This window comes from Albibacterium bauzanense (assembly GCF_004339765.1).
Lineage (GTDB): Bacteria > Bacteroidota > Bacteroidia > Sphingobacteriales > Sphingobacteriaceae > Albibacterium > Albibacterium bauzanense.
The window spans coordinates 84,622-106,200 of record NZ_SMGO01000002.1 but is presented as its reverse complement, the minus strand read 5'-3'; the positions used below and the strand labels follow the sequence as shown (position 1 = coordinate 106,200).

Here is a 21,579-nt window from a genome sequence, read left to right as displayed (position 1 = left end):
TCAATAATTTACTGTGTAATCTTTTGGTTTAGTGAACGTATATGATTCACCAGTTCCATTACTTTATAGCTATTCTCTACAGAGAAATCGCCACTTTTGGTCCGACGAAGAGAACTCAGGTAAGCCCCCGCATTTAAAGCCTTTCCAAAATCAAAAGCCAGTGAACGTATATATGTTCCTTTACTACAAACAACCCGAAAGCTTATCTCAGGCATATTTATAGCAGTTATTTCAAAGGTAGTGATATTAACTAATCTAGGTCTTTGTTCAACAACTTCTCCTCTGCGAGCCTTTTCATAAAGACGTTCACCATCAATCTTTATAGCAGAATGGGGTGGAGGAAATTGACTGATCTCGCCCGTGAATTGCTGAGTAGCTTTTATAATCTGTTCTGGAGTTATGTGGCTAATATCAAACTCCTGATCTATTTCGGTTTCTAAATCATAAGAAGGGGTGGTTGCTCCTAAATGGATAGTTCCTGTATATTCTTTCTCCTGAGCTTGAAATTGATCAATGATCTTTGTTTTTTTCCCAGTACAAAGAATTAGTAAGCCACTTGCTAATGGATCTAATGTTCCGGCATGACCTACTTTAACTTTAAGGGGTTTTATGGAGTTTCTTATCTTTCCAACTACATCAAAGCTTGTCCAACGTAGTGGCTTATCAATTAATAGAACCTCTCCTTCTTCAAAATTAAAGGTTGGAAAACTTATATTTTCAACTTGATTCATTACACCATACTTAAACTCTGCCCACTCAGCAATAATATTATAATGACTGCTCCAACTATAATACGGTACCAGCCGAAGAGTTGGAATCCGTTTTTAGTGAGGAAGCCAATAAAGGACCTGATTGCAATAATGGCAACAATGAAGCCAACTACGTTTCCTACAAACAACATTCCTACTTCATGAGAAGTAAGTGTATCACCACCTTTATAGAAATCGATCAGCTTTTTAACGGTTGCTCCAAACATAGTGGGTACTGCCAGGAAAAATGAAAATTCGGCTGCAGCCTTTCTACTTAGCTTTTGAGACATCCCTCCAACAATGCTTGCGCCTGAGCGGGAAGTTCCTGGAATCATCGCTAAACACTGATACAAGCCAATCTTTAGGGCTGTTGCATAACTAATCTCATCGGAGTCGTTAATTTCAGCATTATTAAACCATTTATCAACAAATAATAAAACAACCCCTCCAATAACCAGCGATATTGCAACGGTCATGGGACTCTCAAGCATATCATCAATCAGATCATTAAAGACCAAACCAAAAATTGCGGCAGGTATAAAAGCTACCAATAGCTTATAATAGAAATTGATTGATCTGAAAAAACGTTTGAAGTAAAGAACAACAACAGAGAGAATAGTACCCAGTTGAATTGCTACAGTAAATAACTTTACAAAAGCCGAGGATTCCATGCCCAATAAGGAGGTCGCTATAATCATATGCCCGGTTGATGAAACCGGTAAGAATTCTGTTAGGCCTTCAATAATAGCTAAGACTAACGTCTCAAATAAAGTCATAGCTTAATTACGTTTTGGTCTGATCAGGATAGAAACAAATCCTAATGCGAATCCAATAATAACAACAATGGGTGCTAGGGTTATTTTTGTAAAACTATAAATATCTGTAGTTCCCGACATTAGAAAAAATCCTAGGGCAACTACTAATATACTGGCCAGCATAAACTGGTAATTTATTTTGCCAAATACCATTCCTGATGATTGGTTTTTTTGGGTGGTTTCTTTCGTTTTTTGAGCCATTTTAACGGTATAAATCGTTCATTCTTAATCTTAGATATTTTGACACTGCAAAGTAAGTACTAAGGCCGGACATTAGTATCCCGAGGATGATAACGCCAAGGAAGATCAAAGCAAATTCATAGTAATTTCTCAGGATTACTAATTCAGGAATTTGTTCTTGTCCGAAGTACAGTAAAAGCATTAGCATAATGATGGCGATGAGTGCACCTAAAAGGCCATGGACTAAGCCATAACCGATAAATGGTTTTCGAATAAAACCTTTGGTTGCTCCCACCATCTGCATACTTTTAATCAGAAAGCGTTGAGAATAGATTGCCAGACGAATGGTATTGTTAATTAATGCAACCGCAATAATTAATAGTATAAATGCGAATCCAAGAATAATCAATCCTATTATACGGATATTTTGATTGACCATATCAATTAAAGATTCTTGATATACAACCTCGTTAACCATTTTATTTTCTGTAATCTGTTTGGTGAAAACATCAATACTGTCTTTGTTTGCATATTCTGCTTTTAGATATACATCAATAGAGGATAGTAAAGGATTATAGCCTAAAAACTCAACGAAATCTTCTCCTAGATCTTGTTGTAAGTTTCTGGCGGCAAGTTCTTTGCTTATATATTGTGTTTTGAGCACATATTTATCTGCATTGATTTCTTTTTGAAAATTCAGCACTTCCGCTTCTTTAGCATCTCCATCCAAGATGATGTTTAGAACGATGTTTTCTTTAACGTAGTTGGAAAGATTCTTTGCGTGAACCAGGATTAAACCTAACAAACCAGTCATTAATAGCACCAAAGCAATACTTATTACCGTAGAGATATATACTGATTTTGTTTTTCTGGAGGTTGTACTTACTTCAAATTCTTCCATGTCCAAGTATTAAAGTGCGAAATTAACTAAATGATGTGAGAAAAGGACTATCCTTATTCAAAAACTCCCAATGCCGTAAAAAAATTCTATTTTTGCCATTAAGCTTGAAAACGCAATAAAATGGATTACCAATTTAAGGAAATAGAACGAAAATGGCAAAAATTTTGGGCGGCCAACCAAACTTATAAAGTAAATAATACGTCGGAAAAACCAAAATATTATGTTTTGGATATGTTTCCTTATCCTTCGGGTGCCGGGTTGCATGTTGGTCATCCACTTGGATATATTGCCTCAGATATTTATGCACGCTATAAACGGTTAAAAGGATTCAACGTATTGCATCCAATGGGTTTTGATTCTTTTGGTTTGCCGGCAGAACAATATGCTATTCAAACAGGTCAGCACCCGGCAATAACTACAGAGGAAAATATAAATCGCTACCGTGTTCAACTTGATAAAATAGGTTTTTCTTTTGATTGGAGTCGTGAGGTACGTACCAGCGATCCTGATTACTACCATTGGTCACAATGGATATTTATGCAGCTATTTAATGCATGGTATAATCTTGCAAGTGATAAAGCCGAACCTATCGATCAGCTTATTCAACATTTTGAGGAAAAAGGGAGTGTCGGTATTTACGCTGTTTCTGATGAGGATATAAGAGAGTTCTCTCCTGAGGAATGGAATGATTTTACAGAAGAAGAAAAGCAACGTGAATTGTTGAAGTACCGACTTGCTTATCTAAGAGAAAGTTCTGTGAATTGGTGTGCAGCGCTCGGAACTGTATTAGCCAATGATGAAGTTATTGGTGGTTTATCTGAAAGAGGAGGTTATCCGGTAGAGCAAAAAAAGATGATGCAATGGAGTATGCGTATTGTTGCTTATGCTGAACGTTTATTGCAAGGTCTTGAAACCATTGATTGGCCGGATCCTTTGGTTGAAATGCAGCGGAACTGGATTGGTAAAAGTATTGGTGCTTTAGTTAATTTTACGACAGAAGCCAATAAAGATATTGAAGTTTTTACTACACGTGTAGATACTATATACGGAGTTAGTTTTATTGTTTTAGCACCCGAACATGAATGGGTTAGTGAACTAACTCAAGTTGAGCAAAAAGCTGCAATAGAATCTTATATTGAAAAGACTAAGAAGAAATCGGAGCTGGAGAGAATGGCTGATACTAAAGCAGTATCAGGTGCTTTTACAGGTAGTTATGCAACTCATCCTTTAACTGGAGAATCTATTCCAATCTGGATTGCTGATTATGTATTGGCTGGTTATGGGACTGGAGCCGTTATGGCAGTTCCATCAGGCGATCAACGCGATTATCTTTTTGCAAAGCACTTTGACTTGCCAATTATCCCAATTCACGATCAACAGAATATTGAACAAGAAGCAGATCCATCAAAAGATGGAAAGTATATTAATTCTGACCTTATCAATGGGATGACCTATTCAGAAGCGGTTCCATTTTTATTAGAAAAATTGGAGGAGATGCATAAGGGAAAAGGAAAAGTAAATTATCGAATGCGCGATGCTATTTTTGGTCGCCAGCGCTATTGGGGAGAGCCTGTTCCTGTTTATTTTAAGAATGGGTTGCCCTATTTAATGAAAGAGAGTGAATTGCCATTGATATTGCCAGAAGTTGATCAATATCTTCCTACCGAAAGTGGCGAGCCTCCTTTGGGTAGAGCAAAGAATTGGAAATATCAGGATCAATATGATTATGAATTAAGTACTATGCCTGGCTGGGCAGGTTCTAGCTGGTATTGGTATCGTTACATGGATGTTCAAAATAAGGAGCAGTTTGTTTCGAAAAGTGCCGTTAATTACTGGCATGCCGTCGATCTTTATATCGGAGGATCTGAGCATGCTACCGGCCATTTGTTATACAGCCGTTTTTGGAATAAATTCCTTAAAGACTTAGGTTATGTTCCTGAAGAAGAGCCTTTCAAAAAGTTGATTAACCAGGGAATGATTCAGGGGAGATCTAATTTTATTTATCGGGTATTGGATGAAGAAGGTAAAGGGACCAATACGTTTGTTTCATACGGATTGAAAGATAATTATAAAACGAATGCCCTTCATGTCGATGTTAATATTGTTATTAATGATATCTTAAATATTGAGAAATTTAAAGCCTCAAGACCTGAATATAAGGATGCTGAATTTATATTAGAGAATGGTAAGTACCATTGTGGACATGAAGTAGAAAAAATGTCTAAGTCGAAATTTAATGTAGTTAGTCCGGATGATATTATTGAAGCATATGGGGCTGATACATTGAGAATGTATGAAATGTTCTTAGGACCTTTAGAGCAAAGTAAGCCATGGAATACAAACGGTATTGAGGGAGTATTTAAGTTTCTACGTAAGTTCTGGAAGCTTTTTCATGATGCTGATTTTAATTTTAATATATCAGAAGATAAGGCAACACCAGCTGAGTTAAAGGCCCTCCATAAGATTATTAAAAAGGTTCAGGAGGATATCGATCGTTTCTCGTTTAATACTTCTGTTTCTGCATTTATGATCTGCATTAATGAGTTAACTGACCTTAAATGTAATAAAAGAGAGATTCTACAGGATTTGTGTATTGTGCTTTCGCCCTATGCTCCACATATTACAGAAGACTTATGGGAGAAATTGGGAAATCAAGCAGGTACAATAAGTTACGCTACGTATCCTATATTTAATCCACAACATTTAGTTGAGAGTGAATTTGTTTATCCAATCTCTGTTAATGGAAAGGTACGGATGAAGATTCAACTTTCATTGGATATGGAAGTTTCTGAAGTTGAAGAAGAGGTTTTAAAGAATAAGGATGTGCAGAAATACCTGGATGGCAAGTCTCCTAAAAAAGTAATTGTTGTGAAAGGTAGGATTGTAAATATCGTACTATAACAGAATTTTAGAACACCAGGATTATACCTTCTTTCAGGGCTTTATAATAATTTTCTTTATCAAAAGAATATAGGTAAGGAGAACGATGTGGTCCGATGCTTCTTCTCTTTGGTAGCTTTTTAATGATGCTATGACTGATTAGTTTTTTAGGAAAATTTCTTCTATCAAGTGATTTGTTTAAAATGGTTTCATAGAGAGATTGGATTTCTGGCAAAGTAAATTCTTCATCTAGTAAATTGTAACCAATTGGTTGGTGAAATAATTGTTGACGAAGGACTTTAGTTGCTTTGTCAATCATATCGTTATGATCATACAGTAAGGAAGGTATTTCATTAAAATCAAACCACTGGAATTCTTCAAAAAACAAGTCAGGACTGATCTTTACTTTTGAGAAATCAACCAGGGCATAAAAGCCAATGGCGATGGTTCGTTTTGCTAACCAATTGTCTTCACCATATATTTCATAAAACTCTTTTGGAAGAGAATCGCCTTTATCTTTTAATCTGTATTCGTTGTCTCCAAAAGTATAGAATTGTTGTAAAAATACCTGATCTAATCCAGTTTGTTCTTTCAGTATTCTTGCTGCCGCAAAAGAAAGGCTTTCTTTTTTTCCAAAAAAACCGCCAGGTAGACTCCACCCGTTTTGCATGCTTCTTTTTCCCAATAGAATCTTTAGTTTTTGATTATGGTATCCAAAAATAGCACAGTCTATTGCAAGATGGGGTAAATAATGAAGATGGCCATTTTTTATGAAATCATGCAACTCTTCTTTTGTATTCATAATCAAAGCTAATAATATAATGTTTTAAAAAGCAAAGCCAATAACTGTTCGAAAGTGAAAATAATTTCCGAATAAAATAATTATGGATTGTTAAAATAGTTGTTTACTTTTATTGTGTATTTATAACGCAATAGTTAAATAGTACTATTAATAAAAAAAGTAAACGATAAATTATGGTTAATAGAAGATCTTTTTTAAAGACTAGCGGTGCATTGGCTGTTGCCAGTATGTTACCAGGATTAAGTCGCGGAAATTCAATATTTAAGAGTTATGCGGCTAATTATCCTGCAATAGGTTTGCAAACTTATACATTGGGTTTCCTTCTTAATAACAAAGAAATTGATACCAAGGTTGCATTGAAACAGATTGCAGATATTGGTATTTTAGAATTAGAGACTGCAACAGCTTATACAGGCGGGCTTTATTATGGTCATAAACCGAAAGAGTTTGCTGCTATGGTTAATGATTTGGGAATGAAATGGATCGGTAATCATGTGTTTGGAGTTATGCCAAAAAACAATCAGTTTGGAAAGCTGACAAACTTCCGTGATAATTTGCAACAGGTAATCGATGAGGCAGCTGAGGGTGGATGTCCTTGGGTTATATGCTCTATGTCTGCAGAGTCGACCATGGATGAAATAAAGGAAACAACAGAAGTTTTTGCTAAAGCAGGTGAAGCAGCAAAGAAAAGTGGAATGAAATTCGCCTACCATAACCATGAATCGGAATTTGATAAGATTGACGGAGTAAGTGCTTATAACTATATTCTTGATAACACAAGTAAAGATGAGGTTTTTATGGAAGTAGATCTTGCTTGGGCTACACAAGCTGGTATGGATCCGGTTGAAATGTTTAAGGAATATCCTGCCCGTTTTCCTTTATGGCATGTGAAAGATATCGACCCATCAACTAATCGGCCTATCAGTGTAGGAAAAGGGAAGGTTGATTTTAAACGGATTTTTGAAAATTCACAGCTTTCCGGGGTGCAGCATACTTTTATTGAACAGGATGGAGCCAAAACTATTGATGATGTAGCAGAAAGTGTGAAATGGTTGAATAAAAATATCTATTCTTAGGATTTGATACATTTATAAGAAAGCCCTTCAACAATTAATTGTTGAAGGGCTTTCTTATAAGTTGGAAGATGTAATGGATAAAGATTAACCTTTGATAAAGTAAGTTACTAACTAGGGTTACTTACTTCCAATATGATGTATTTTCTTAGGCCTACAGGCATCTTCCATTCAATTTCGTCATTAATTTTAAGGCCGATCAGTGCAGAACCAATAGGTGTTAAAACAGATATTTTTTGTTGTTTAATATCAGCATCTGAAGGGTGAACTATAGTGACTGTAGTTTTAGCTTTACTCACTAAATCTTCGATTGTAACTTTTGAGTTTATTCTAACCTGACCTTCTGGGACCTGATCTTTTTTCACAACTTTAGCCCGGCTTAATTCATAAGCTAAGGACATTGGGTTTTCATCATTTGCAGAAGGTGTCACAAAGCTTTTTAGTAGTTCGAAGTCTTCTTCGCTTAAAACTACTGCTGTATTGGTGTTATTTTTCATAAAGCTATTGTATGTTAATTATCAAACTGATAAGGTTAATGAATATGTAAGAAATTTGGTTTTAGAAACAGATTGCTGAGATGCAGCTATCTTATACAATAAGGAATTTGATGAATCGAGTATGTTCCTTATTTGAATAGGAACTTCGATACAGACTGAGCCTGTTATATGTTAATGCTTGATTCATCTTTCCAAACTTACACAATAAAAAATAAAAGAGCAATTATACTTTTTGATTCTTACCTTTTGATTGATTAAACAGATTAAACTTTATTTTGCTTTGTCGCTGAAAATATAATATTCTCCAGGAGCCAGGTTCTTGACATAGTTATTTGTTGCAAGAGCTATTTGCTCATTTGTTAATTGACTGTACCAAGTAGCGGTTTTAGGTAAAGTAACCTTCGCTTCTTGTGAGCTGACACCAAAATTTCCAACTATAAACAAGGTTTCTTCCGTGCCTGTCAATATAATATATTTGATAGCTCCATCTAATTTATATTCAAAATTAGTGGTATTGAAGACAGCTTTGCTTTTCTTTAATGCGATGAGTTTTGCATAAGTCTGATATAGCTTTATTCGGTCTGGATTCTCTTTGTAGTTCCAAAGGATGGGTTTTTCTCCAGTGCGGCCATTTTCCTCAATAGACTGATCATAGCCTAACTCTCCGAATTGCCAGATCATTTTTGGACCTGGAATAGCAAAGAAGAAGGCCGCGGCCATTTCCTGACGTTTTAAAGCGGTAGCCAATGATTTAATAGAATAGGTGCCTGCGGAATTGCCATATTGTAAATTTTTATACATCATCCGTTCTTCGTCATGGCTTTCCATATAGGAGATTAGGTTTTCAGAACTTTGGAAGCCATGGGTATTATAAAATCCTCTTGAGAAGTTTGAGCCTGGCAAATAACCCATACTTGCTTCATTGAAGCTAGCATTTAGGTTATTCCATAGCATCATACCATCTTTTGATAATTCCTGTTCTTCCTGATCGTCTGCAAAGTGCTCTAATATTACATAAAAGTTATCAGGGTCAAGACTCTTCATGTATTTGTTGTAATCTTTCCAAATAGCAACACGTGAGGCATCATAGCTGCTCCATCCGCCTACATCGCTTCCTGAATTCTTCTGTGTAAATCCTTTTGAGAGATCAAAACGGAAGCCATCTATTTTATATTCTTGCATCCAGAATTTCACAACATTTTTGGTGAACTGTTTAGTCGCTTCACTTTCATGATTAAAATCATATCCTACATTATATGGATGGGTAGGAATTGCGTTAAACCATGGACTATTTGCAGCCGGCCTATTGTTGCCTTGATCAAAATATAATTGTACCATGGGTGATTGACCGAAAGAATGGTTGAGTACCATGTCTAATATAACAGCCATACCTGCTTTATGAGATTCATCAATTAGTTTTTTAAGCATTGCTGGGCTACCATAAAATTTATCTGGAGTGAAATAAAAAGATGGATTATAACCCCAACTTGAATTCCCTTCAAATTCATTAACAGGCATTAATTGTAGAGCATTTACACCTAATCTTTTTAAATAAGATAAGGTATCTGTTAATGTAGTATAGTTATTTGCTTTTAGGAAATCTCGTAAATGCAATTCGTAAATAACGAGTTTATTCTTTTCTGGTCGATTAAAATTGTTGATTCCCCAACTATATGATTCAGGTTTACCTTGGAACACACTGACAATACCTGTAGTTTTACCACTGGGATAGGTTTTATTACCCTTGTAATTGGCTGCCGGAATATACGTGTCATTATCAGGGTCTAATATCTTTTCTGCATAAGGGTCAGCAATTTTTAAAGTACCATCTACCAGAAACTGATAAGCATATTCGCGTTGAGGATCAAGCCCATCTATTTGCAACCACCATCGTTTTCCATCAGGGCTGCGCTTCATAAAGTAATCGGATTGTGCTTTCCAATCATTGAAATCACCGATAATAAATATACCTTTCTTTTCAGGGGCATAAAGGGTAAGAATAACTGAAGTACCATTATTTAAGCGCGTAAATCCATCTATCTTGGCTGTTGATGGTATTTCAGCTTGTTCTACTTCACCAGTAGTTGCAAATTCAAAATTGGCTACTGCATTTTCGCCTGAAGAACTAGCCTTTGCTTCAATGAGTTGACTGCCACTTTCTGTTAATTTTATTGTTCCAGAGATCGTGCTCTCGTTGTCTTTGGATTGAAAGACCTTGCCATTCAAAGACAAGCTGAGGTTTGCAGGTTTTGAAGAGATAGCTTTTACTTCTAATTCTTCTCCCACTACTTTAGAGACAGCACTGATAGATGGATTAAAAGTAGGTTCTAAACTTGGTGAAATAATGCGAATATGGAGTTGATTTTCTTTGTATAGAGGTAAGAATATATCACTTCCATCACTATTTCTACCTGTTTGGGAGCCATCACTATTTCTAAAAATGATCGCTAATTTCAAAATGGTTTCACCTGCTGGTATTTTGTAGAAAGTGTTTAAATCTTTTATTTCAAGACTGTATTTTCCTCCGCCAATAGCTTTCATCTTTACATCAGTGGGAGGGGTCTGATCCCAATCCCATTTGTTGTATTTCCAATCACCAGCTTGATTGCTTTTATCAGTAATAACACCTGTATATACATACACATCTCCTGTGTAGTTTTTTAAGCCACCGTCTCCTTTTGAAGCGTCAAAAATAAAAGTTATTGCTTCTTTACCGGATGGAAAGTTAGGTGAAAAAGAAAGGAGACCGCCCGTTACAGTATTTGGAGGAATAGGTGTTGGATCTGTTCCTGGCTCTCCCGAATCAATTGATTTCTTACATGCCGAAACTACAAGGCTAAGGATTGTCAATATGAGTAGTAATTTCTTCACCGTTTTCATAACTCGTTCTTTAATCGTTTAATTTGGTAGAATAGGGCTTTTTTCAGGATTACTTTCCTCGTCTTGTACATATAACACTGAAATTGCGGCAACAATCATTAGAATTCCAGCCATTACTAATGCAAAAATTGCTTGACCACCAAAAATCTCTTTTACGATTATGCCTCCAAAAAAGCCATTTACAATTTGTGGTAAAGTGATAAAGAAGTTAAATATTCCCATATAAACACCCATTTTACGTGCAGGAATAGAGCTAGAAAGAATAGCATATGGCATTGCTAAAATACTTCCCCAAGCTAAACCAACTCCAATCATTGAGAAAATTAATAGAGTAGGATCTTCTATAAAATAGATAGATAATAGCCCGACCCCTCCCATGATTAATGAGAAAGCATGTGTTATTTTGCGAGATGTGAATCTGGCTATTTTAGGTAAACATAGAGCATAAATAGCCGAAACACCATTATAGATTCCAAATAAAATTCCAACCCAGTTTGCCGCATCAGCGTAAGTGCTGGACGAAGTATCGCTAGGCATTAACTTATAGACATGTTGTGCGATAGCTGGTGTTGAAAACACCCACATAGAAAACAAAGCAAACCAAGAGAAAAATTGTACTAAACCTAATTGCTTCATCGCCTTAGGCATATTCGAGAAATCAGTAAAAATGCTAAGTATTCCTTTTGTCTCAGATTCTGCCTCGATTTCAGCAGGATCATAACGATGTAACTCTTCTGGAGTATATTCTTTGGTCGTAAAGACGGTCCAAAGCAAAGTAGCTACTAAGGTGGCTGCACCAACATAAAAAGAGAAAATAACATTATCAGGAATTTCTCCTGGAGGAGCTACTTTGGAAACTCCTAAATATTCACTTAATAAATAAGGTAACCAGGAGCCTAAGACAGCTCCTGTTCCGATTAAAAATGTTTGTATAGAGAAACCAAGACTTCTTTGCTTATCAGGTAAATTATCTGCAACCAATGCTCGGAAAGGTTCCATCGCTACATTGAAAGAAGCGTCCATAATCATGAGCATTCCAGCCCCAATCATAATTGGTGGAAGTAAATAAGCCAATAAATGGGCATTAGGCATTACCATAAGAGCGAATGCAGCGAATAAGGCTCCCACTAAAAAATAAGGTCTTCTTCTTCCTAGCTTGGTCCAGGTTCGATCACTATAATGTCCAATAATAGGTTGTATGATCATGCCTGTAATAGGTGCAGCTAGCCAGAATAGAGAAAGATGTTCTACATCTGCTCCAAATGTTTGTAAAATTCGAGAAGCATTACTGTTTTGAAGGGCAAAGCCAAATTGGATTCCTAGAAATCCAAAGCTCATATTCCATATTTGCCAAAAAGAAAGGGTAGGTTTCTCTATTCGTTTCATAGTTCAAATTTTAGTATTTGGGCGAATGACGGTTCAATTTGTAAAGAAATTCCATCATTAAAGGAGTTTATTTGAAAAGAGTTCCCAGTGAGTACTTTCTTAATAGTGAGGCTTTGATCTTGACGAGTAAGTAATTCTTTCGGAAGCGTAATGGTTACATTTGATGAATCGCGATTAAAATTAGCAAGGACTAATACGTGTTGATTCTCAAAAGAGCGGATAAAAGCATATATTTTTTCAGGTGTATTGGAAGATACTTCTAATTCTGTAAAAGTTCCCTCTACAATAGCAGGATCATTTTTTACAAAACGTAATAGATTGCCATAAAATGAACGCAGATCTTTTTGCGTGGTGGATAATCCACCGCCATCAAACTTTCCATTGTTCATCCATTTTTGATGTTCAGGAACACCCCAATAATCAAAAATAGTAGTTCGGTTATCCTCTCCACCATAGCCTTCATTCCCTTTTCCAGGCTCACCCACTTCTTGTCCGAAATAAAGCATAATTGGTCCACCAGAAATTGTTGCTGAAACCACCATCGCCGGTTGTGCATAAAGTGGGTTCCCGGCGAAGCCTGCAGAAGCGATCCGTTCTTCATCATGATTTTCTAAAAAGCTTAAAAACTGGTTTTGATAATCTTTGATGAAGTTCTTGCTTTGGCGGATCATTTCTACATTTGCACCTTCATCATTCTTAATCAAAGGCTTCAAAGCATCGTAAAGCCCTACTTTATCATATAAATAGTCAAATTTTCCGATGGTTAAATACTTTTCATAAACCATAGGATTATATGCTTCGGCAATGAAAATAAGGTTGGGATATTCCGTTTTTACTTGTGGGATAACCCAATTCCAAAATTCTACAGGAACCATTTCTGCCATATCACAACGGAAGCCATCTACTCCTTTTTCTGCCCAGTATAATAAAATGGCTTTGGTCTTTTCCCAGACTGGAGGAATAGGCTCAAGATACTCTTTATCACCATTTTGGTAATCAATTCCATAGTTTAGTTTAACGGTTTCGTACCAATCTTGATCAGAAGGATTTGCTGAAAAAATATTATTCCCAGTTGCTTTAGCGGGGTTCTCATCAAATCTTCCGTCTCTGATATCACCTTCAAATTGTGGGAGGCTGAGTCTTTCTTGTGTGGGAACTATGAAAGGCTCTCCTGGTATATAATAGAAGTCGTTGGTTGCACTGAAGGCCTTACTTCTATTGTCATCTTCTCCAAAATCACGCACACCAGCTGGTTTCTTATCTGAATGATATTTACGTGCCACGTGATTAGGAACGAAGTCGATGATTACTTTTAAATCAAGAGCATGTGTTCGTTTAACAAGTGCTTCAAATTCTTCTATTCGCTGATCGACTTTTACTGCCAGATCAGGATCAACATCATAATAATCTTTGATGGCATAAGGTGATCCTGCTCTTCCTTTTACTACATCCCCATCATCCAATGATATTCCGTAAGTGGTGTAATCAGTCATCATAGCGTGTTCTAAAACACCTGTATACCAAATATGTGAAACGCCTAATTTTTTAATTTCTGATAAGGCAAGGGTCGTAATATCGTTAAACTTCCCAACTCCATTTTCTTCTTTAGAACCATAATGGGCATTGGTTTGATCTTGATTGCCAAAAAGACGGACCATCATTTGATAAAGTACAACCTTCTCTTTATTGACCTCAGCATTCTTTTTCATAGTTTGACAAGACATACTAAGAGCAGCGAACAATATAATAAGTATGCAATTGGCAATCTTCATTTTTGATAGTCTTTAAGGCTTGAAACTTCTACGTTCGTTTTCCCTGCAATGGAGTATTCTTGATTATGAATAACAACAACCAGGTCTTTTCCGGAGTGATTACTTATCTTAATAAGACTTTCTTGAATTCTTATATTTAGTTTACTACCTCTAAAACCAATAGTAAAAGAATAAGAAGACCATTTCTCTGGAAGTATTGGATTAAAATACAATTGATTATTTCTCACACGCATTCCAGCAAAACCTTCTACTACACTCATCCAGGTTCCAGCCATTGATGTAATATGCAAGCCGTCTTGCGTATCATTGTTGTAATCGTCTAAGTCTAAACGTGAGGTACGGAGATAAAAGTCATAGGCTCTTTCTTCATCTCCTAGTTTAGCAGCTAAAATAGAGTGTACACAGGGAGATAAAGAGCTTTCATGAATTGTACGTGCTTCATAAAAATCAAAATTCCTTCTTAAAGTCTCGATATCATAATCATCTTCAAAGAAATATAAGCCCTGTAGAACGTCAGCCTGTTTAATAAAGCAGGAGCGTAAAATCCGATCCCAGCTCCAGTTTTGATGAATAGGATAGTGTTTTCTGTTTAGGTCTTTTACTAATGTTTGTTCTTTATCTAAATATCCATCTTGTTGAAGAAAAATTCCCAATCTATCATCGCCTGGGAAATACATGTTGTCTATGATTTCTTTCCAACGAGCTGTTTCGGCTTCTTGATCGAAATTAGTTTTTTGAATTAAGGTTTGATATTTTGTTGGTGATTGTTCTGCAACATACGCTAATCCTTCCATAGTATAACTTAAGCACCAAGTAGCCATTAAATTAGTGTACCAGTTATTATTAACGTTATTTTCATATTCATTAGGCCCTGTCACTCCTAAAATAACAAATTGTTTTCTTTCTTCACTCCAATTCACACGTTGGCTCCAGAAACGGGCAATACCAATGAGCACTTCCAGCCCGTAATCAATTAAATAATCTTGATCGCCGGTGTATCGGATGTAATTGAAAATAGCATAAGCAATAGCTCCATTCCGATGAATTTCTTCAAAGGTAATTTCCCATTCGTTATGACATTCTTCTCCATTAATAGTTACCATTGGATATAATGCAGCGCCCTTTTCAAAACCTAATTTTTCAGCATTCTCAATGGCTTTCTGTAAGTGTCTATATCTATATATTAATAGATTCTTGCTGACCTTTTGTTCTGCAGTTGCTAAATAAAAGGGAACACAATAGGCTTCGGTATCCCAATAGGTAGATCCTCCATATTTTTCCCCTGTGAAACCTTTGGGTCCAATGTTTAATCTTGCATCTTCGCCTGTATAGGTCTGGTTGAGTTGAAAAATATTAAAACGGATACCCTGTTGTGCAGCGGCATCACCTTCAATCAAGATATCGCTCTCTTCCCATTTCTTTTTCCAGGCTTGTTCTTGTTCTTCTAAGAGTTTTTCAAAACCTTTTTCAGTTGCTCGCTTCAAAGTTTTTTTACAAGCATCTACTAGTTCAGGCTTTTTATAATTTTCGGATGAAACAATAGCAGCATATTTATAGAGTGTATATTCTACTTTTTCTGCCACTTCTTGTTGAATGCGATTCCCTACCCACTTTTCTTTGGAAATCGCTTCGCTTTTTACAGAAAGAGGTTTTTCTTCATTGAAAATAGAAGTGCTGATTCCTGTACATACGTCGAATGCGGTCTTCTTGGTACGAAGAGTTAAAAAAGCTTCTTCATTTTGTATCTCCTGATAAACTTCATCCCAAAATTTTTCATCATAATTGGAGTCTTTGTTTTTAACATCGCCATCAATTAAAGAAGTGATTGTTATGATTCCCGAAAAGTTTAAAGGAGTAATGGAGTAACGGATAGCACCAATTTCACTGTCCGCGATACTACAAAAACGAGCAGTATTTACTTTAATTTGTTTACCATTTTTGAATTCAGCAACAAAAGATCGCTCCAAATAGCCTTCTTTCATATGAAGGATTCGTTTAAAATTTGAAATTTTACATGTATTCAAATCCAGTTGTTCTCCTTCTATTTCTACTAGAATTGCAATCCAGTTTGCCGAATTCAAGACTTTAGCAAAGTATTCAGGATATCCGTTTTTCCACCATCCTACCCGTGTTTTATCAGGATAATAAATCCCTGCTATGTAGTTTCCTTGCAATGTATTGCCCGAATAAGACTCTTCAAAATTAGCACGTTGTCCAAAACGACCATTACCGATACTAAATATACTTTCTGATATTTTATTTAAAGTAGGATCAAATCCTTCTTCGATGATATTCCACTCATCTATTTTTATGTAATTCTTCATATAATATCAATCCTTCAAATAGTAGGATTATAAACTGTTCAATTGATCAATACTCATTTCTGCTAAACTGGCAACTACTAAATTTGCCTCTTTCAATACTCCTTTATCACCAATACCTATGACTTTCATATTGCCTGCTAAAGCTGCTTCTACACCAGCAACCGCATCTTCAATTACTACACACTGTTGAGGTTGAATATTTAAAAGCTTAGCACCGATTAAGAAAACTTCGGGATCAGGTTTAGATGCCTGAACCATATTCCCATCCACGATGGCATCAAAGAAATGACGTATATTAGTTTTGTCCAAGATGATGATGGCATTTTTACTGGCAGACCCTAAAGCGATTTTTATACCATGGTCTTTCAGTTCTTGTAAAAACTCTCGTGAACCTGGCAATAATTCATTTGGCTGTATGTCAGCAATCATTTCCAAATACCAATCATTCTTTTTCTGAGACAGCTCTTCAATTTCTTTTGATGTTTTCTTAATTCCACCCCATTCTAGGATCAGTTTCAATGATTGTATACGGCTGATTCCTTTTAACTTTTCATTATCTTTTTCAGTGAAATCGAAACCTAATTCATTGGCTAATCGTCGCCATGCTTTGTAATGATAAATTGCTGTATCAACTAAAACCCCATCTAAGTCGAATAGGCAAGCATTAATTTCTCTCATTTTATTTTCTTAATTCTAATACCCAAGTGGTTTTAGCAGGGATCTTTATTGTTTTCAATTCGCTTATTTCTTCTTGTGATACTACATTCACCGCTTTATTAAAACCGTTTATGCGCTCAGCAAAGCGAGTAGTAGTCACTTCTTCTTCTTTTTCATTACTATTCATGATAACCATAATGGTTTCATCAGCATTATATCGAAAGTAGACATAGATACCTTCTTCAGGTATAAATTGCATCATTTTACCACTCTGTAATACCTTATGGTTCTTACGATAATTAGCTAAGGTTTTTACGAAATTAAAAGCTTCATTCTCTTGAGCGTTTCTGCCATCTTGAATGAATTTATTCTCTTTATCGTTTTTCCAACCTCCTTTGAAATCTTCTCTTACCAGCCCATCAGGATTAGAGAAGTTCTTCATCAAAATTTCAGTCCCATAATACAATTGTGGGATGCCTCTTGTAGTCATTAACCAAGAAATCCCTGATTTGTACTTATCGAAATCTTCTCCTATTACAGAGTAGAAACGTGATAAATCATGATTATCCAGGAACACTACATTTCGGGTTGGATCTTGGTAAACAAAATCATTGGCAAATACATTATATAAACGAGCCACACCGTCCATCCACCCAAATTTTCCATTTAAGGCTTCATTGATTCCCCATAAGGCCTGAAAGTCAGTTACTCCTTCTAATTGCGTATCAAATCCTTGATTTAGGGTGTTTCCCTGTGTAAAATATGCTTGATTGGGAACCCCATGAACCCAGGTTTCACCAAAAAAGGTAACTCTGGGAAATTCTTCTTTAATAATTTCCCCCCATTCAGCCATATAATCTAAGTCATTATATGCATAGGTGTCTAATCTGAAACCATCTAAGCCGCTGTACTCCAACCACCAGATATGGCTTTGTGTAATATAGTTCTTTACAAAAGGATTCGATTGATCTACATCGGGCATGTGATTATCAAACCAACCGTCAACCATAATCTTTTTATCTGCTTGAGCAACGTAAGGATCCATCCAAACTTGTTCTCGATAATTTGTTTTGGTATAACTTGGCCATTGGTGTACCCAGTTTTTCATAGGTAAATCCAACATAGTCCAATGTTGACTGCCAATATGGTTATGCACCAGGTCTTTAATAACTTTTATTCCACGTTTGTGACTTTCTTCAACTAGTTTCTTATACAATTCATTGCTTCCAAATCGAGGATCGATTTTATAATTCTCAGTATTAGCATAGCCATGATAAGATGTGGTAGGCTGATCATTTTCTAAAACTGGATTTAACCATAAGGCGGTTACTCCTAACTCCTCGATATAATCCAGATGATCTATAATCCCTTGTAAATCTCCGCCATGACGTTTATACATCGAATCACGATTTAAACTCGTTTCACGCATCCCTTTTACGATATCATTTTCAGGATCTCCGTTTGCAAATCGATCTGGCATAATCAAGTAAATGAAATCCTCGTTGTTTACACCTTGGTTTCTATTCGCATCGACTATTCTATCTTTTAAAGAATAGAGAAATTCAATGTTCTTTTCTCCGTTCTTTTGAAATACAATTGGGAATGTACCTGCTTTTGCAGTAGCAGAGATTTCTAAATCAAGAAATAAATAATTAGGATTTTCTACGAGATTTGCCTTTTTAAGGCTAACACCCGGATAATCGATAGAAACTGTTCGTTCAGCAATGTTATTGCCATGGACAATTAATTGCAAGTTTGGGTTTTTCATTCCTACCCACCAATTCGCAGGTTCGATACGCTCAAGAGATGGAATTTGAGCATATAAAGAAGATAAAATGAAAAATAAGAAGACGGAAAGGATATATTTAAGTTTCATAGTAGAAGATTGAAATGGAATAAGAGAGGTGGTTTTTATAGCCACAAGATGTCTGCGACTATAAGAACCACCTCCATTTTTTATTTTTTAATGATGCTATATGTTAATGTGTTTGTATCTAACGTAATCACATATTCGCCTGCTTCGGTGATTTTGATGTTATCACCATTTAATACAGCAGTACCATCAGCTCCTCCATAATTTACTCCCCAATCATGGTTCTTTCTAAATTTAAGTTCTCCAGCTACCAATTGGGTTGTAACAGACCAGGTTTGTTTTCCATTGTCAAAAATCATATCTGTATCTGTGCTCCAATCACCTGGTGTAGCATTTCCAATAACTCCCATTTGATTGTAAACCATTTCAAAAGTAAGAGCATTTAGATCTGCTTTTATTTGATAACTTCCTGCACCTGGTGCTTTTAAGTTACCTCCATCGGTGCTTAACTTACCATCACCAGCATCTCCATATCCATTATCCCAGTTTTTAGCGGTAGTAATTTTGAATTCGAAAGAAGCACCAGCGTTATCTGGGAAATAAATAATCCCATCATAAATACCATTACTTTTTAGCGAAGTTAAACTATCGGCTGTTGCAGGGTTCCAACCTTGATAATCTCCAGGTACATAGATATATGAGATTAATGAGAATGGAGTAGCTTCCAAATTCAACACATCTGAATAAACAGGGGTTAAAGTGGATGATTTGATCTGAGTTTTTAACCGGGCAATTAGCTGCACAGGTTCACCTACTGGCAAATCCATAGACAATAGCATGTTGTTAAATTCTGATCCTAGAAATTCCTTAGAAAGAGAAGCAACATCCGTAGTAACTTCTTTTGCATTCGAAAAATCTCCTCCCTGTACATCAAATTGAATTGTATTAGCAATTTCCGCCGAATAGCCAAAATCTGCTTTTGTCCATTCTAGTGTAAGGACTGGCTCGTCTGCATTTTCCTTAGAAAGAGCAACAGTTGAAGTGGATGCGCTGAAAGTAGTAGCCGTTCCAGAGGTAGCTATAGCTTTTTGTTCATCCTTTTTACATGATCCAAGCAAAACAAAAATCATGGTAAATAGAAGAATATAGTTGATTGATTTCATCTTTATTTTTTTTATTTGAACATATAAAGTCTAACCTTAATTATAACCGGTGTTTTGTTTCAAATTCGGATTAGCCGTTAAGTCATCTGAAGGGATTGGAAATAATGTGCGATACGATGCTACTTCTTGTCCGTTCTTTGATCCACCTTTCCAAGGCCATAAGTATGAATTTTCTACAAATCTTTTGTAACGTATAAGATCTGTACGGCGGAAACCTTCCCAATACAATTCTCTTGCACGTTCATCTAAAATGAAATCTAAATTGATATCACTCACATTTCCTGAAGTGTTCGTGTAAGCTCTTTCCCGCATTTTATTGATATAAGCTATGGCAGTAGCTTTATCGCCACCAGCACCTCCTCTTAGAGTAGCCTCAGCATAAATCAAATACATTTCTGGAAGACGGAACAATGGAAAATCAATGTCTGCAAAGTCTAAACTTGAACCTGCTACTCCTGCTTGTGTTACGTTTCTAAATTTAGTTACTCCAAAACCGTCAGTAAATAGACTAATATCCTTGATCTCAATATTTTGACCATCCTGATAGAATTGTGCACGCTTATCTGCAGTTCCGCTATAATCGGGAAATAGTTTAGGTAAGTTTTCTGTTGTTCTGATACCACCCCAGCCGCCGCTAATACCGAAACTTTGTGCTGGCATTGATCCTCCTACAGCTGCATGTGTTATAAAAGAGGTTCCTCCATAACTCTGGCTGCGAGTACCATCATAATTAATGGTCAGAATAAATTCATTTTTGTTTTTGTGATTATCGGCTAAAAACAAATGACGATAATCACTACTTAAACTATAACCAGCATCAATTACTTTTTTAGAATAGGTAATAGCTTCACTATATTTTGCAGTTCCAGTATATACTTCAGCATTCAAATATAATCTAGCTAGTAATGCCCAGGCCGCAGCTTTATCTGCTCGTCCATATTCATTAGTGCGTGGGTCTAATAGTTCAGTCTCAATGGCTTTTAATTCGGATTCTATGTAAGTAAATAGATCTGCTCTTTGAATTTGTTGAGGTAAATTAGCTCCTAATACATCATTTTCAGTAACAAAAGCAGGTGTACCATATAGATCTATTAATACCCAATATTGGAAAGCTCTTAAAAAGCGAACTTCACTTCGATAAGCTTTAATGGCATCGGCATCGCTACCTGTAATTCCATGTTCAGAGATCTTGGCATCTGTTGCTTGTCTAAGGAAATCATTTGCCAAAGTAATTTGGAACAAAGAGCGATAATATAATCCGGTTAATGCAGGATTCGTTGGTGACCAGTTCATGTTATGGAAATCAGGCAATCCGGGATCGCTCCATCCTAAAACGGCTTCATCTGTGCTCAACTCTTGCGCATACCAATAAGTACGAAGAAAGTCAGTAAAGTTTCCTTCATCGATAGATCCTTGAATGTCTTTATTTCCTGCCGGGCCAGTATTTCCTGTAAGGGCATAAGCACCATACACTTTAGCTAAAGCTTGTTTGTACCCTTCTGGTGTGCTGTAAACAATATCTGCAGTTACATCATTTGTTGGGAGAAGGTCCAGTTTATCTGTACAAGATGCTGCAGTTGTAATCAACGCTGCGGCAATCATGGTTTTTATTAATGATAGATTCATCTTCTTTATATTTTATTTTAAGCAGTGAAGAATAAAATTCCAAACACTATTTAAATGGTTT

Annotated in this window: 16 protein-coding genes; 2 read left to right on the top strand and 14 right to left on the bottom strand. The window is 36.1% G+C overall.

Annotated features, from left to right (window positions below; translation table 11 throughout):
* Positions 1-8 precede the first annotated feature (8 nt).
* The 4 genes from truB to C8N28_RS06250 are packed head-to-tail and all read right to left on the bottom strand — an operon-like array spanning position 9 to position 2,645.
* Positions 9-731 (bottom strand): tRNA pseudouridine(55) synthase TruB, encoded by a 723-nt coding sequence (gene truB / locus C8N28_RS06265; RefSeq protein ID WP_132222734.1) that lies wholly within the window; start codon positions 729-731, stop codon positions 9-11.
* The gene (locus tag C8N28_RS06260) at positions 731-1,525 is read right to left on the bottom strand and encodes an undecaprenyl-diphosphate phosphatase (RefSeq protein WP_132222732.1); all 795 of its coding nucleotides are present in this window, start codon (positions 1,523-1,525) and stop codon (positions 731-733) included. Before C8N28_RS06260 ends, truB begins: the two co-directional genes overlap by 1 nt.
* Positions 1,526-1,528: 3 nt before the next feature.
* A complete protein-coding gene (locus C8N28_RS06255; protein WP_132222730.1) occupies positions 1,529-1,765 on the bottom strand; it encodes a DUF3098 domain-containing protein in 237 nt (78 codons plus the stop codon).
* Position 1,766: 1 nt separating this feature from the next.
* Positions 1,767-2,645 carry a cell division protein FtsX gene (locus C8N28_RS06250; protein ID WP_132222728.1) on the bottom strand — a complete coding sequence of 293 codons (879 nt, stop codon included), beginning with the start codon at positions 2,643-2,645 and terminating at the stop codon, positions 1,767-1,769.
* A 120-nt stretch (positions 2,646-2,765) separates the two neighbouring features.
* Here C8N28_RS06250 and leuS point away from each other — a divergent pair, with 120 nt between their 5' ends.
* Complete coding sequence (gene leuS, locus C8N28_RS06245) at positions 2,766-5,546, top strand: leucine--tRNA ligase (protein ID WP_132222726.1); 2,781 nt, start codon at positions 2,766-2,768, stop codon at positions 5,544-5,546.
* A gap of 7 nt (positions 5,547-5,553) precedes the next feature.
* Here the strand turns inward: leuS and C8N28_RS06240 are convergent, their stop codons facing one another.
* The gene (locus tag C8N28_RS06240) at positions 5,554-6,327 is read right to left on the bottom strand and encodes an NUDIX hydrolase (protein ID WP_132222724.1); all 774 of its coding nucleotides are present in this window, start codon (positions 6,325-6,327) and stop codon (positions 5,554-5,556) included.
* 173 nt (positions 6,328-6,500) lie between these two features.
* On the opposite strand from C8N28_RS06240, the gene C8N28_RS06235 reads away from it, so the two are divergent.
* Complete coding sequence (locus C8N28_RS06235) at positions 6,501-7,403, top strand: TIM barrel protein (RefSeq protein ID WP_132222722.1); 903 nt, start codon at positions 6,501-6,503, stop codon at positions 7,401-7,403.
* Positions 7,404-7,510: 107 nt separating this feature from the next.
* Here the strand turns inward: C8N28_RS06235 and C8N28_RS06230 are convergent, their stop codons facing one another.
* The 9 genes from C8N28_RS06230 to C8N28_RS06190 all read right to left on the bottom strand — a co-directional run bounded on the left by C8N28_RS06230 (position 7,511) and on the right by C8N28_RS06190 (position 21,518).
* Complete coding sequence (locus C8N28_RS06230; protein ID WP_132222720.1) at positions 7,511-7,897, bottom strand: GreA/GreB family elongation factor; 387 nt, start codon at positions 7,895-7,897, stop codon at positions 7,511-7,513.
* Between the two features lie 270 nt (positions 7,898-8,167).
* Positions 8,168-10,777 carry an alpha-amylase family glycosyl hydrolase gene (locus C8N28_RS06225; RefSeq protein WP_132222718.1) on the bottom strand — a complete coding sequence of 870 codons (2,610 nt, stop codon included), beginning with the start codon at positions 10,775-10,777 and terminating at the stop codon, positions 8,168-8,170.
* Positions 10,778-10,795: 18 nt separating this feature from the next.
* Positions 10,796-12,163 (bottom strand): MFS transporter, encoded by a 1,368-nt coding sequence (locus tag C8N28_RS06220; protein ID WP_132222716.1) that lies wholly within the window; start codon positions 12,161-12,163, stop codon positions 10,796-10,798.
* The gene (locus C8N28_RS06215) at positions 12,160-13,872 is read right to left on the bottom strand and encodes an alpha-amylase family glycosyl hydrolase (protein ID WP_246012764.1); all 1,713 of its coding nucleotides are present in this window, start codon (positions 13,870-13,872) and stop codon (positions 12,160-12,162) included. Before C8N28_RS06215 ends, C8N28_RS06220 begins: the two co-directional genes overlap by 4 nt.
* 59 nt (positions 13,873-13,931) lie before the next feature.
* Entirely contained in the window at positions 13,932-16,259 is a 2,328-nt protein-coding gene (locus tag C8N28_RS06210; protein ID WP_132222712.1) for a glycoside hydrolase family 65 protein, read from the bottom strand.
* A gap of 27 nt (positions 16,260-16,286) precedes the next feature.
* Positions 16,287-16,937, bottom strand: a complete 651-nt coding sequence (gene pgmB / locus C8N28_RS06205) for a beta-phosphoglucomutase (RefSeq protein ID WP_132222710.1) — start codon at positions 16,935-16,937, stop codon at positions 16,287-16,289.
* 1 nt (position 16,938) lies between these two features.
* Positions 16,939-18,792: a glycoside hydrolase family 13 protein gene (locus C8N28_RS06200; protein ID WP_132222708.1), complete on the bottom strand. Its 1,854-nt coding sequence runs from the start codon at positions 18,790-18,792 to the stop codon at positions 16,939-16,941.
* Between the two features lie 80 nt (positions 18,793-18,872).
* Positions 18,873-19,892 (bottom strand): SusE domain-containing protein, encoded by a 1,020-nt coding sequence (locus tag C8N28_RS06195; RefSeq protein ID WP_132222706.1) that lies wholly within the window; start codon positions 19,890-19,892, stop codon positions 18,873-18,875.
* Positions 19,893-19,928: 36 nt separating this feature from the next.
* Positions 19,929-21,518, bottom strand: coding sequence for a RagB/SusD family nutrient uptake outer membrane protein (locus tag C8N28_RS06190; protein ID WP_132222704.1), 1,590 nt, complete (start codon positions 21,516-21,518; stop codon positions 19,929-19,931).
* Positions 21,519-21,579 lie beyond the last annotated feature (61 nt).